The 13,307-nt window shown below is 33.7% G+C and carries 14 protein-coding genes; 8 read left to right on the top strand and 6 right to left on the bottom strand.

Annotation, left to right across the window (positions count from 1 at the left end):
• Nucleotides 1-52 precede the first annotated feature (52 nt).
• Nucleotides 53-1,552 carry an amidophosphoribosyltransferase gene (gene purF / locus BBI01_RS09755; protein WP_065394482.1) on the top strand — a complete coding sequence of 500 codons (1,500 nt, stop codon included), beginning with the start codon at nucleotides 53-55 and terminating at the stop codon, nucleotides 1,550-1,552.
• A 171-nt stretch (nucleotides 1,553-1,723) separates the two neighbouring features.
• Entirely contained in the window at nucleotides 1,724-2,671 is a 948-nt protein-coding gene (locus BBI01_RS09750) for a glycerophosphodiester phosphodiesterase family protein (RefSeq protein ID WP_065394481.1), read from the top strand.
• Nucleotides 2,672-2,830: 159 nt separating this feature from the next.
• On the opposite strand, the gene BBI01_RS09745 is transcribed toward BBI01_RS09750, so the two are convergent.
• From BBI01_RS09745 to aroB, 5 genes are all read right to left on the bottom strand, one after another.
• On the bottom strand, nucleotides 2,831-3,520 hold the full coding sequence (locus BBI01_RS09745; RefSeq protein WP_065394480.1) for a porin family protein: 690 nt from the start codon (nucleotides 3,518-3,520) through the stop codon (nucleotides 2,831-2,833).
• 305 nt (nucleotides 3,521-3,825) lie between these two features.
• On the bottom strand, nucleotides 3,826-4,542 hold the full coding sequence (locus BBI01_RS09740) for a porin family protein (protein WP_065394479.1): 717 nt from the start codon (nucleotides 4,540-4,542) through the stop codon (nucleotides 3,826-3,828).
• 348 nt (nucleotides 4,543-4,890) lie between these two features.
• Nucleotides 4,891-5,478: a porin family protein gene (locus BBI01_RS09735; protein WP_065394478.1), complete on the bottom strand. Its 588-nt coding sequence runs from the start codon at nucleotides 5,476-5,478 to the stop codon at nucleotides 4,891-4,893.
• 262 nt (nucleotides 5,479-5,740) lie between these two features.
• Entirely contained in the window at nucleotides 5,741-6,370 is a 630-nt protein-coding gene (locus BBI01_RS09730; protein WP_065394477.1) for a porin family protein, read from the bottom strand.
• Nucleotides 6,371-6,635: 265 nt separating this feature from the next.
• A complete protein-coding gene (gene aroB, locus BBI01_RS09725) occupies nucleotides 6,636-7,682 on the bottom strand; it encodes a 3-dehydroquinate synthase (RefSeq protein ID WP_065394476.1) in 1,047 nt (348 codons plus the stop codon).
• Between the two features lie 102 nt (nucleotides 7,683-7,784).
• Here aroB and BBI01_RS09720 point away from each other — a divergent pair, with 102 nt between their 5' ends.
• Nucleotides 7,785-8,966: a pseudouridine synthase gene (locus tag BBI01_RS09720; protein WP_123862126.1), complete on the top strand. Its 1,182-nt coding sequence runs from the start codon at nucleotides 7,785-7,787 to the stop codon at nucleotides 8,964-8,966.
• 172 nt (nucleotides 8,967-9,138) lie between these two features.
• Here BBI01_RS09720 and pncA read toward each other — a convergent pair whose 3' ends face one another.
• Nucleotides 9,139-9,744, bottom strand: coding sequence for a bifunctional nicotinamidase/pyrazinamidase (pncA, locus tag BBI01_RS09715; RefSeq protein ID WP_065394475.1), 606 nt, complete (start codon nucleotides 9,742-9,744; stop codon nucleotides 9,139-9,141).
• Between the two features lie 227 nt (nucleotides 9,745-9,971).
• Here pncA and BBI01_RS09710 point away from each other — a divergent pair, with 227 nt between their 5' ends.
• From BBI01_RS09710 to BBI01_RS09690, 5 genes are all read left to right on the top strand, one after another.
• Nucleotides 9,972-11,114: a DEAD/DEAH box helicase gene (locus BBI01_RS09710; protein ID WP_065394474.1), complete on the top strand. Its 1,143-nt coding sequence runs from the start codon at nucleotides 9,972-9,974 to the stop codon at nucleotides 11,112-11,114.
• A 191-nt stretch (nucleotides 11,115-11,305) separates the two neighbouring features.
• Entirely contained in the window at nucleotides 11,306-11,842 is a 537-nt protein-coding gene (locus tag BBI01_RS09705; RefSeq protein ID WP_065394473.1) for a YfiT family bacillithiol transferase, read from the top strand.
• Nucleotides 11,836-12,297: a DUF1569 domain-containing protein gene (locus BBI01_RS09700; RefSeq protein WP_228393975.1), complete on the top strand. Its 462-nt coding sequence runs from the start codon at nucleotides 11,836-11,838 to the stop codon at nucleotides 12,295-12,297. The genes BBI01_RS09705 and BBI01_RS09700 overlap by 7 nt, the downstream gene beginning before the upstream one ends.
• Complete coding sequence (gene ytxJ / locus BBI01_RS09695; RefSeq protein ID WP_065394472.1) at nucleotides 12,294-12,674, top strand: bacillithiol system redox-active protein YtxJ; 381 nt, start codon at nucleotides 12,294-12,296, stop codon at nucleotides 12,672-12,674. Before BBI01_RS09700 ends, ytxJ begins: the two co-directional genes overlap by 4 nt.
• Entirely contained in the window at nucleotides 12,674-13,270 is a 597-nt protein-coding gene (locus tag BBI01_RS09690) for a Crp/Fnr family transcriptional regulator (protein WP_065394471.1), read from the top strand. Before ytxJ ends, BBI01_RS09690 begins: the two co-directional genes overlap by 1 nt.
• Nucleotides 13,271-13,307 lie beyond the last annotated feature (37 nt).

Below are 13,307 nucleotides of genomic sequence, written 5' to 3'. Positions count from 1 at the left end.
AGTCTGAGATCTGAAATCTGACTTCTAAGATCTACAATTAGAAAAAATAGAAATGAAAAGTTTAGACATTCATAAAAGTGAATATTTAAAACAGTTTGAAAACCAGGTTTACGGAAGAAATCTTTTCAGAACTCAGGAAGAGGAAAGATTAGATGCTCCTAACGAAGAATGTGGTATTTTCGGCTTATATTCAGATAATGATCTGGATACCTTCTCCCTTTCACAGTTTGGGCTTTTTGCTTTGCAGCACAGAGGTCAGGAAGCTTGTGGTATTTCCGTTTTAAAAGATGGAAGAATCACCAATATGAAAGATGAAGGATTGGTTTTAGATGTTTATAAAGACATTCAGGAACCTGAAACTTTTATGGGAAATTCTGCAATTGGGCATACTCGTTATACCACTGCAGGAGATAAAAAGAAATATAACTTCCAGCCATTTTTCGCGAAAAACGAATATGACCAGATTATACTTTCTATAGCGCATAATGGTAACCTTACCAATGCGAAAGAATTAAAAGCTGAATTAGAAGCTGAAGGCGTGGTTTTCAGAGCTACTTCCGATTCCGAAGTAATCCTTAGACTGATCCAGAAAAACCTTGATTTGGGACTTCGTGGAGCTATCAAAGCAACCATGGAGAAGATTGAAGGTGCCTATTCCGTAGTGGGAATGACCAGAAATAAATTCTTTGCGTTCAGAGACTTCAATGGTATCCGTCCATTGGTTTTAGGAGCAATTAATGAAAACTCTTATGTTGTTGCTTCAGAATCTGTAGCATTAGACGCTGTAGGAGCTCAATATGTACGTGATATCCTTCCGGGAGAAATTATTTACACCAATGAAAATGAACCTGGAAAACTTCATTCTTATATGATGGATGAAGCTAAAGGAAAACAGAGAATCTGCTCTTTTGAATACATCTATTTTGCAAGACCTGACTCTACTTTAGAGAACATCAACGTTTACGAAATCAGAGAAAAATCTGGAGAAAAAATCTGGGAACAGGCACCTATAGAAGCTGATTTAGTAATTGGTGTTCCGGATTCCGGAGTTCCGGCTGCCATTGGATTCTCAAAGGCTTCAGGAATACCTTTCCGTCCTGTTTTGATTAAAAACAGATATATCGGAAGAAGCTTCATCGTTCCTACACAGGAAATGAGAGAAAGAGTAGTGAATCTTAAGCTTAATCCGATCATTTCAGAAATGAAGGACAAAAAAGTAGTGATCATTGATGATTCTATCGTTCGTGGAACTACTTCCAAAAGATTGGTGAAAATTCTAAAAGATGCAGGCGTAAAAGAAATTCACTTCAGAAGTGTTTCTCCACCTATTATTGCTCCATGCTACTTAGGAATTGATACCCCTTCAAAAGATGATCTGATTTCAGCAAATATGTCTACAGAAGAACTTAAAAACTACCTTGGAGTAGACTCTCTAGAGTTCTTAAGCATTGATAATCTTAAAGAAATTTTAGGATCTTCTAATCACTGCTTCGGATGCTTTACAGAAGAATATCCGGTAGGAAAAGGAGAAGAAGTAGGATTATTCAATTAATATTATATTCTTACATAAAATAGAGAGCCAGATTTTTTATCTGGCTCTTTTTGTTATAACTAAATGTTACCAAAAAGTAGGTAAACGAAGGAAAATATAGCAAAAGCTTAATATTTCTGGAGTCTAGAAGAATAAGACAAGCTTTAATTTTATAAGGTTAAAACAGAACATATGAAGCATGCCTTTTTTACAGGAATTTTCCTGGTATTTACTCAATTTTATTACGCTCAGTCTTTCGATAATCAAGCACATCGTGGTGGGAAATCTCTATATCCTGAGAACACAATTCCGGCAATGAAAAATGCTTTAAAAATGAATGTCAAAACCTTGGAAATGGATCTGGCAATCACAAAAGATAAAAAAGTAATTTTATCTCACGACGCCTTTCTTTCTCCGGAATTAGTTACAAAACCGGATGGAAGCTATATTCCAAAAGATTCAGGATTTTATTATAAAATTTATGAAATGCCGTATGATAAAATTAAGACATTTGATGTAGGATTAAAAAAGCTTAATAACTATCCCGATCAAAAGAAAATGAAAGCTCAAAAACCTCTTTTCTCGGATGTTATAGACGCTTGTGAAGCCTATGCCAAGGAACTTAAAAGACCTTTACCTTTTTACAATATAGAAACCAAAACACGCCCTTTCTCAGATAATATCTTTCACCCGGAGCCCAAGGAGTTTGTAGATCTGATGATGAAGATTATTATTAAAAAAGGAATTCAGGATAGAGTAATTATTCAGTCATTTGATCCAAGAACACTGGAAATTATCCATAAAGAGTATCCTAAAATAATGACTGCATTATTAGTAGAAAAAGTAGATGACAAAAAACTGGCTCAACAACAATATCATTTCAAAAATATTCCTTTAGAAAAATTCAAACAATATCCCAATCATCTGAATGGTGTAGCAGAAGATATGAAGTTCTTAAGCTTCACACCAACTATCTATAGCCCGGAACATACACTTGTAACCCCGCAACTTATCCAAGAGTGCCATGCATTAGGAATGAAAGTTATCCCTTGGACAGTGAATACCAAAGAAAGACTAAAGGAACTAAAAGAAATAGGAATAGACGGTGTTATTACCGATGATCCCAGAATATTCGAATAACAATTGGAAAATCTCTATACGCCTATGGGGTTAAAAAAATCAAACTATTGTTATATATTAATTCATGTTCAAAAAAATAAATAGCCGGAAGAAAATCTGCCGGCTATTTTATAAATGCACATACATGCACTTGGAGTTAAAAAATTGGTTTATTTTTAATTAGAACTTATAGTTCAGACCTAATTGGAATACTCTGTTGTTGTTTTCCGCAGCTGGTCTGCTCTTATCGATCTTTGTCAAGCTATTAGTATATCTTGCATTGATTCCGATATTGTTTGTGATATCATATCCTAAACCAAGTCCTAAACCGAAGTTGAATTTATTGATTTGATCTTTGTCAATATCTTCAGAGTGAGACTGAGTTGTAGTAGTTGTAATACCACCTGTTGTAGTTGTTCTCGTTACATCACCTTTGTTTTTACCATTGATGAAATAACTGAATTCAGGACCTGCTTCTACATAAAACTTATCCATTGGTCTCATTTGAACCATTAAAGGAACAGAGATATAGTTCATTGTTACTTTATCCTGTACTTTTACATTTCCGTTCTCAATTGGAGAATTAGAGATCACATCTCTTGCTCCCATTTGATTATATAATACCTCCGGTTGGATGCTAAACTGCTTAGAAACTGGAATGTTCACGAATGCACCAGCGTGGAATCCTAGCTTTTGGCTGTTCATTCCGAATTTTTGTGCACTGAAATAAGCTGAGTTTCCTCCGGCTTTAACACCGAATCTTACAGGTTGAACGTCTTTTTTAAGAGGTGATGTATTTACAGTTGTTGATTCCTGAGCAAAGGCTAATGTACCAGCAGTTAATGCCAGTCCTAAAAATAACTTCTTCATAATTTTATTTTTAATTTTACTATTTGCACTATAATTTGCAAAATGCTTGCCAAACTCAATAAACGCCGATAAACAGGGGTTTTGTAGTGGTTTTTGCAATTAAAAAAATAACTATTCTCCTTTCTTATCTTTGAAATATTTCAATATATATTGAATATTTTTAATATTTTTTCTGTTAAATTTATTGTATCTAATAAATTTTATTTAAAACGGCAAATCAGACGAATTTAATTCATGATTTATAGTATATAAATAAAATACCGGGTCATAAAAACCCGGTATCACTTGAAAAATACTGAATATATCTATTTAAACTTATAAGCTACACCTACCTGAATCGCATTATTTCTTACTTTGTAATCAGAATCCGTGTATTTCATAATATTAGTAAGACCTGCTGTAAATCTTGCAGTTACTCCAAATTTTGGAGTAAAATAATATCCGGCACCTACACCTAAACCAAAATTAAATCTATTGTAAAAGTCCATAACCAGTTTATTGGAAAAACTATCACGATATATATTTGTTTGACTGCCTGATCTTTCCTCAACGTTCATATCTCCTCTTAATTTTCCTCCAATTAATAATCCGAATTCAGGACCTGCCTCTACATAAAGCTGAGGAAGAATATTATATTGAACCATAATCGGAAGGGTAAGGTAGTTTAAGTTTGTGGTGAAATCAACATCACGTTTGTATATAGAACCTCCCGAAGCATATCTGTATCTTTCCTCTACTTTTGAACCTAATTGACTAAAAAGAAGTTCAGGCTGTACACTAAATTTCTGAGCTACCGGAATATTTACAAATACTCCCGCATGAAAACCAGGTTTTAATCTGTCATCATTATTTTGTTCTTCATAATGGCTGCCGTAATTATAACGATCTGAATTGGTACGGGAAAGAGTAGAAGCATTGAATCCTCCTTTAACTCCAAAGGAAATAGGTAAAGATGTTTTTTTCTCCTGAGCATTCACGAAAAGAGCTCCAATAAATGCCAGTCCTAAGAATAATTTTTTCATGGTTTAAAGTTTCAATTAATTGATCATACCGCAGCAAATCCTCCGCCAAAGAGAAGAAAATGACAAAAATCATATAAACGCGAAAAAGTCAGACTTAAACGAGTAAACCTGACTTTTTCTATTGAAATCAAAATGTATTTATTTTTTTAGAGATTCTGTATCTCAGGTAATATTATTTTACCTCCGGAAATTACATCAAAATAAATATGTTAATATCCAGAATAATATACCCTCTTATAGAGTACGCAAATTTCTTGCCAAAAAAATCTGAATATCTATAAAGAAATAAAAAACCGGATTAAATGAATAATCCGGTTGATAATTTTTTTTTAAATCTTAAGCCAAAGCTTAGAATTTATAAGCTAATCCAACTTGGAATGCACCGTTTTTAGAAGTGTCAGCTCCGCTAGGTCTGTTTTTTGCGATATCTGTTAAACCAGCAACATATCTTACGTTAACACCAATGTTTGGAGTGAAGTAGTATCCGGCACCTAAACCAAGAGCGAAATCAAATCCTTTAGTATAATCTTTTACATCTACTGAATTAGATCCATTTTTAAGCTTAGAGTTTACCAAGAAGCTGAATTGAGGACCTGCTTCTAAATAAAGGTTAGGAAGTGCATTATACTGGAACATTACCGGTACTGCGATATAATCTAAGTTTAATTTAGTATCTGAATTATAATCATCTTTAGCTCCCATACCGCTATATAAAACTTCCGGCTGTACAGAGAAATCCTGTGCTACTGGAATGTTAGCGAATGCACCAGCATAGAAACCAGCTTTTGCTTTCATACCATCACCTGAAAGGGTAGATACGTTAAGACCAGCCTTTAAACCAAATCTAACTGGAGATGAAGATGTATTACTAGAAGTTTTTTGTGCGAAAGTGAAAGTACCTGCTACTAATGCTAGGCCTAAAAAAATCTTTTTCATAAGTATTTATTTAATAGTTTTTAAGTTTTATTTAACACTTTGTATATTATCAAACAGCGTGCCAAAAAAAATAGTATAATGTTTTCACTCTTTTTGTTTATATAAAACATCTTTTAATCAGTGTAATAGAATATGGTTTTTAATTCATGCTAAATTGATTTATCTTAATTAACATACTTTTAAGTTTTAACATAAAAAAAAGACCAGATTAAAATAATCTGATCTTTTATTGAATATAAAATTTGTTAGTGAATGTTGTGGCTTATTTGAATTTATAAGCCAATCCTACCTGGAATACATTGTTTCTTACCGCATCAGAACCACTAGGTCTGTTTTTCGCAATGTCTGTTAAACCAGCTACATATCTTGCTGTAATTCCTAAGTTTGGAGTGAAATAGTATCCTGCACCCAGACCAATACCAAAGTTGAATGTGTTAAAATTATCTTTGTAGTTGTCTGAAGTTGTAGAATCTCCGTTTGATTCGTTTTTAAGTTTGTTTTTAGCACTTACCATAAAACCAAATTCTGGTCCTGCTTCTAAATAAAGATTTGGAAGGGCGTTATACTGGAACATTACTGGTACAGCGATATAATCTAATTTAGTAGAAGCTGAATACTTAGTTCCAAGTGCTGTAAAGTCTGATTTGTTACCATATTGAGAATATAATACCTCCGGCTGAATACTGAATGAAGTTGCTACCGGGATGTTTGCAAATACACCTGCATTGAAACCAATTTTAGATTTTTGATCATCAAGACCACTATCTTTCGAAAGTGAAGATACGTTCATTCCACCTTTTACCCCAAATGATACCGGATTAGAAGAATTTGTCTGTTGAGCGAATGCTAATGTTCCTGCAGTTACTGCTAATCCTAAAATTAACTTTTTCATAACTTTAAATTTTTAATTTTTACTCTTTCTTAATTTTAAATTTTACTACTTGTTCACATTTCTGTGGAACGCTGGATATCTTTCAAATTGCTTGCCAAAAATATTTTTCATGATTAAAGTCAATAAAAAAAACACTTATTGATTAAGTGGTTTTTGATTTAATATCTTGATTATTAGATATTTAGAAATTTAATTAAACATTTGTTTAGAAATGATCTAAATTGACAATTTTGTCAAAAATTATCTAAACAAATAGTATAATTCTCTATGCATCATTCAATTTTCTGTAGAAAGATAATGATTCAAGGATATTTTTTTGACTGCATTGATGGTCATAAGTACATGAACCAATACCTGAAAGAAGGGAGAAGTTTATCTTACTGTCTATATTCTTTTTATCATTTAAAAGTAATTCCGTGATATTTTCATCATTAAAATCACTTATATCTAAATAAGGATAATATCTCTGGATATTTTCAATAATACCCTTTGAGTCATCTTCTGAGATAAGATTTTCAAGATAAGCAAGATGAGCTTCTGCAATCATTCCCATTGCAACCGCCTCTCCATGCAAAATTGGATTTCCCTGCTGTAAACATAAACTTTCAACAGCATGTCCTATCGTATGTCCGAAGTTTAATGTCTTTCTGATATTACTTTCATGAAAGTCTTTTTCAACGACATCTTGTTTAATATCCATTGAGGTCTGGATGTGTGGAGTAACTGCTTCTACATCAAGTTTATGAATTTGCGTCAACTGATTCCAATGGTTTTTATCAGCAATTAATCCGTGTTTCAACATTTCTGCAAAGCCGCTTCTTAATTCTTTGAAGGGAAGGGTTTGTAAAAATTTAGGGTAAATAAAGATTTGTTCAGGAAAAACAAAAGTTCCTACCATGTTTTTATAATGCATTAAATCTATTCCGGTTTTCCCACCAATAGAAGCATCACACATAGAAAGAAGGGTAGTAGGGATGTTGATGAACTGTATTCCTCTTTTATAAGTAGAAGCTACAAATCCTCCCATATCTGTAATCACACCGCCACCAAGATTGATAACCAATGCTTTTCTGTCTGCCTGCATTTCTGTAAGAATTTCCCAAAGCTGATTAGCGGTCTGGATATTCTTCATTTCCTCTCCGGCTTCAATCTCCAGAATTTCAAACCCAAGATCTGTCTCCATGTTTCCTAAAAGAACGGGAAGACAGTATTCATGCGTGTTTTCATCCACAAGTATAAAAATTTTGCTGAATGATTTTTCGTGAAGAAAGTCGTTGAGCTGAGAAAAATTATCGTTTAATATTGTTATCATCTTAGTCTATATATAAAGTTAAAAACGTAAACTATATTGCAAAGTTATGATTCTTAATTTTTAACTCATAACTAAATTACTATCTTTGCAGAAATTTTTAGAATGAGCAGAGATAATAATAATTCAGACAGACCAAAGAGACCAAGAATTTCAACCAAGAAAAGTTCTGATGATTCTCGTGCTTCCAGATCTGGAAATTCTTCAGGATCAAAACCTTTTAAAAAACCTTTCTCTAAAGATGGAGACAGAAAAGGTCCAGAACACAGAGGGTCCAACTCAAAATTTGAAAAGAAACCGTTCAAGAAAAATACCGGAAGTTTTGATAGCTCCAATGATGATTTTGAATCAAAATCAGACAGAAAACCTTATATCACGAATAAAAGTGAGAGCTTTGAGAAGAAATCTTTTGGTAAACCTAAAAGAGGAGGGAAAAATTTCGATACCAGAGATAAGTACGAAAGAGGTAGCTTAAAGTATGGTAGAAGACCATCTACCGGAGACGATAGAAGTGAGGATAAGACAAGATCTTTTGTACAAAAGAGAAGATTGAATAAAATCGAAAAAGATGTTCATAAAGATAGCATCCGTCTTAATAAGTATATTGCTAATTCAGGAATCTGCAGCAGAAGAGAAGCTGATGAGCTTATAACTCAAGGGCTTGTAGAGGTAAATGGAAAGGTAGTAACTGAAATGGGATATCAGGTACAGAAAACCGACAGAGTTGTTTTTGACGGACAAAGTATTACTCCGGAAAAACCTGTTTATGTACTTCTGAATAAACCAAAAGGTTATATTTCAACAACAAAAGATGACAAAGCGAGAAAAACAGTAATGGATCTTGTAGCGAATGCTTCTCCTTACAGACTTTTCCCGGTAGGAAGATTGGATCGTTCCACCACAGGAGTTATTTTGTTGACTAATGACGGGCACATGACTAAGAAGTTGACACACCCATCTTTTGATGCCAGAAAGATCTATCACGTGACGCTGGATAAAAAGTTAACAGGTGAAGACTTACGTCTTATTGCTGAAGGTATTCGTTTAGATGAAGGATTAGCAGTTGTAGATCAGATTTCTTATATCGAAGGTAAACCTAAGAATGAGATTGGTATTGAGATTCACATCGGATGGAACCGTGTTATCAGAAGAATTTTCCAAAGATTAGGATATGAAGTGGAATCTTTAGATAGAGTAATGTTTGCCGGATTAACGAAGAAGAACATCAAAAGAGGACACTGGAGAATCCTTTCTGAGCTGGAAGTGAATAATCTTAAAATGCTTTAATATAATAACGAACGTTGAGTTTTCTAGTTCAGAATTATATAAATTTTAAGTTTAAAATATAAAAGGCGCTGATTATTTCAGCGTCTTTTTATTGTTTATAACTGAAGAAAGGTGTATTAAAAAAGGACAGAAAATAATTTTCTGTCCTTTTAGTTTATTGTTGAATTTAAGATTAACCTAATACAGTTACTCCTTTTTCAATCATTTCATAGATTGCGTCTCTGCCATTATCCGGTTTTACGTTTACTGCGCGGGTTCCGTTGAAGTGAAGGCAAGTAACATATCCGCTTGCCACAGCATCCAAAGCTGTAAACTTCACACAATAATCCATTGCTAATCCCACGATTTCTACCAACTGAATATCATGATATTTCAAGAAATCATCCAATCCGGTTTTCATGAAGTGATTATTATCCTGAAATCCGCTGTAACTGTCAATTTCAAGGTTTTTTCCTTTTTGGATTATATGAGTTACTTTGTTTTGGTTCAGATCTTTATGGAATTCTGCCCCGAAAGTTCCCTGAATACAGTGATCTGGCCACATAAATTGAGGTACACCATTAAGAATAATACTTTCACCTACGTTTCTGCCATTACTGCTGGCAAAACTCTTATGTCCTACCGGATGCCAATCCTGTGTTAAAACTACCTGATCATACTCATTTTCCTCCATCAGAAGGTTAATATATGGAATAATTTCACTTGCTCCAGGAACTGCAAGAGCTCCACCTTCACAAAAATCATTCTGTACATCGACTATTATTAACGCTTTTTTCATATTTTGATTTCTCGAATTTTTGATAAATTTACAAAACTAACAGGCAAAAATTTGTCCAAACTTAAATTATCGGACAAATCGGCAAAAAAAATTAAAGGTAGGAATCATGGAAAGAAACAGAAAGTTACTATTAATGCTACAAAGACGAACTGTCACCTTTAAAAGAGTATTATTACTTTTCCCAGCATCCAGCCTTTTAGCGTATCTTTGCAGGAAATATTTTTTTTATGTCATTTGAATCTTTAGGATTATCACACAATATTATTCGATCTGTTAAAAAATTGGGTTATTTAAAGCCATTTCCAATTCAGGAGCAGGCTGTACCTGTTATTTTGCAGGGAAAAGATCTGATGGGAATTGCACAGACAGGTTCTGGAAAAACGGCTTGTTTTGTAATGCCTATTTTAGAGAAATTACAGAATTCTGAAGTTAAAAAAGGACGTAATGTTCAGGTTTTAATCCTAGTGCCTACCCGAGAATTGGCAATTCAGATTGATGAAGTTTTTAAAGCTTTTACTGATAATTTGAAGCGTGAAATCCGCACAATGGCTGTTTATGGAGGAGTTTCCATTAATCCGCAGATGAAAGGGATGTTTGGTGTGGAAGTTCTTATAGCAACTCCGGGGCGTCTATTGGATCTGATTGATCATAATGCATTGAGTATTTCCGGAATTCAGCATCTGGTGATTGATGAAGCGGATAAAATGTTTCAGCTTGGCTTTGGAGAGGAAATGAATAAGCTTTTTGCTCTGATGCCTGTAGTAAAGCAAACCACTTTATTTTCGGCGACGTTAAATGATAAAGTTTCAGAGATGAAGGAACGTTTATCCATTAATCCTGTCATTGTTGAAATTAAGAAAGAAGAAGTTGAAATTGATAATATTGAACAACTTGCCTATCATGTTGCTCCTGAAAATAAAGGACCTTTTTTACGTTATCTAATTAAAGAAAAGAAGGTTGAGAAAGCTTTGATTTTTGTTTCGTCTACAAGATCTGCGGATAATCTGGTTGAAAAACTTAAGAAGAATAAAATTAAGGCGGTAGCCATTCACAGCCAAAAGTCACAAGGGGCGCGTAGAAATAATCTCGAAGAATTTAAATCAAACGGAGCACAGATTTTAGTGGCTACAGATTTAATTGGTAGAGGTATACACATTGATTTTCTGCCTTGTGTCATCAATTATGAATTACCCCGCTCACCTTTGGATTATATTCACCGTATTGGTAGAACAGGACGTGCCAACGAAAAAGGAACCGCGATTACTATATTAACAGATGATGAACTACAGCATTTCAGAGTTATTCAAAAGAAAATGGGGAAAAAAGTACCTTTGCAGAGAACAGAAGAGATAAATTTACACGGTTATTAATATCATTTATAAAGAATAAAAAAGCTCGATCAAATAAGATTGGAGCTTTTTTGTTTTCATAATGATAGAATATACACAATTAATGTTTTTTTCATATTTAAATTTCTCGAATTTTGATAAATTTACGAGGCTGTTTGTCTTCAACTATATAAATAAATCATTAAGCAATAAAAAAAATAAAAGCCTGACCAATGAGCGATTTAGAGAAAAAGAAATTTCCGATAGGACAATTTGAAACCCCGGAAAAAATTTGTGACACAACTTTGGATACATACATCAAAGTCATAAAAGATTTCCCTGGAAGATTAAAAAATCTCATTGAACATTTTACGGATGAACAGCTGGATACTCCTTACAGAGAAGGAGGGTGGACGGTAAGGCAGCTCATAAATCATCTTTCAGACAGTCATATGAACAGTTTTATCCGTTTTAAACTAGCTCTTACTGAGGACAATCCTACTATTAAGCCGTATGACGAAGCAAAATGGGCAGAACTTCAGGATAGTTTTCATATGCCCGTGAAACCTGCTATGAGAATGCTTAAAGGAACTCATCAAAGATGGACGGTACTTCTTAAAAGCCTTACCAATAAACAATTTGAGAGGACGTTTTATCATCCTGAGCATAAAAAAAGTTACGACCTTAGGGAAAGTCTTGCCTTATATGTATGGCATTGTGATCATCATTTTGCACATATTGAAAATCTGAAGAAAGAAAAAGGTTGGTAAAGAAAAGCCTTAAAAACCCGATCTATTTTGAGGAAATCATAGACCGAATTTCCAAATTGTCTGCAAACAGCCCTGGGAAATGGGGCAAAATGAATGTTTCGCAGATGTTAAAGCATTGTGATCTAGTACTTCAGGTTTCATTGCGGAAAATAGAGCTTCCATCAATAAATATCTTTTTTAAAGGAATTGGTATTCTTACGAAAAGAGAAATGTATGTTTTCAATAACGGAATTCCCAGAAATATGCCTACTTTTCAAAAACTAATCGTTAATTTTGAGTGTGATTTCGATGAATCAAAAACCAATCTACTGAAAACATTGATCGAATTTCGGAATGCATGTGAAAATAAAACACTGCCGAACAGCCATCAATTATTCGGGAACATGACTGAAAAAGACTGGGAATTTTTAGAATATAAACATCTGAATCATCATTTAAAACAATTTAATGTATGAGTTTTTTTGATAAAATATTCGGTGGAAGTAATAATGAAACCCCTGATCAAAAATCTTTCTGGAAAAATATTGAGAAAGAAGAGGATCTGGCAAAAGCAATTGAACTTTCTTACCAACATAAAATAGCTATTTTTAAACATTCGACAAGTTGTTTCATCAGCAGAACTGTACTGAAAAACTTTGAAAAAGAAGTGGATGGTTCTGAGGAGAAGCCGGAACTTTACTTTTTGGATTTATTAGCCTACAGACCTATTTCCAATAAAATTGCTGAGGACTTTGGAATAAGACATGAAAGTCCACAGCTGATTGTTATAGAAAATGGAAAACCCGTTAACAGCGCTTCGCACCAGGACATTTCTTTAAGCCAGATTGTATAATGAAGAATATTAATGATTATTTAGCTAAGGTTCTGAATGTTCCGATTCAAAGTGTGAATGCGTGCAGTCTGCATTATGAAGTAAAGAAAATCCCTAAGAACCAGTTTCTGCTTCAATACGGAGAAATATGCAGACATATATTCTTTGTAGAAAGAGGGCTGTTGAAAATGTATTCCATTGATAAAAACGGAAAGGAACATATTATACAATTTGCTCCTGAAAGTTGGTTGATCTCTGACCGAAGCAGTCTTTATTTCAATGAAAAATCCAATTATTATATTGAAGCGGTAGAAGATTCGGAAGTATTGTTTCTGCATCCGGACTTTTTTAATAAGCTGGTAGAGCAATTTCCAAACAGTATTGAAAGAAGTGATTTTTTGCTTCAAAAGCATATCAGAAGTCTTCAAAACAGAATCAATTCTTTATTGGGAGAAACTGCGGAAGAAAGATATATGAAATTTATTAAAATGTATCCGGATTTGTTGCTGAGAGTTCCTCAATGGATGATTGCTTCTTATCTTGGGATAACCCCTGAGAGCTTGAGCCGTGTCAGAAAAGAACTGGCAAGGAAAAATTTCATCCCGGATAACAAATAAAAAGAGCTGGAAGAAAGAAGCTAGCTTTATAACTATT

Source organism: Chryseobacterium artocarpi (assembly GCF_001684975.1).
GTDB classification, from domain to species: domain Bacteria; phylum Bacteroidota; class Bacteroidia; order Flavobacteriales; family Weeksellaceae; genus Chryseobacterium; species Chryseobacterium artocarpi.
Note: the sequence above shows the minus strand (reverse complement) of the source record. Positions and strands in the feature narration are given on the sequence as shown.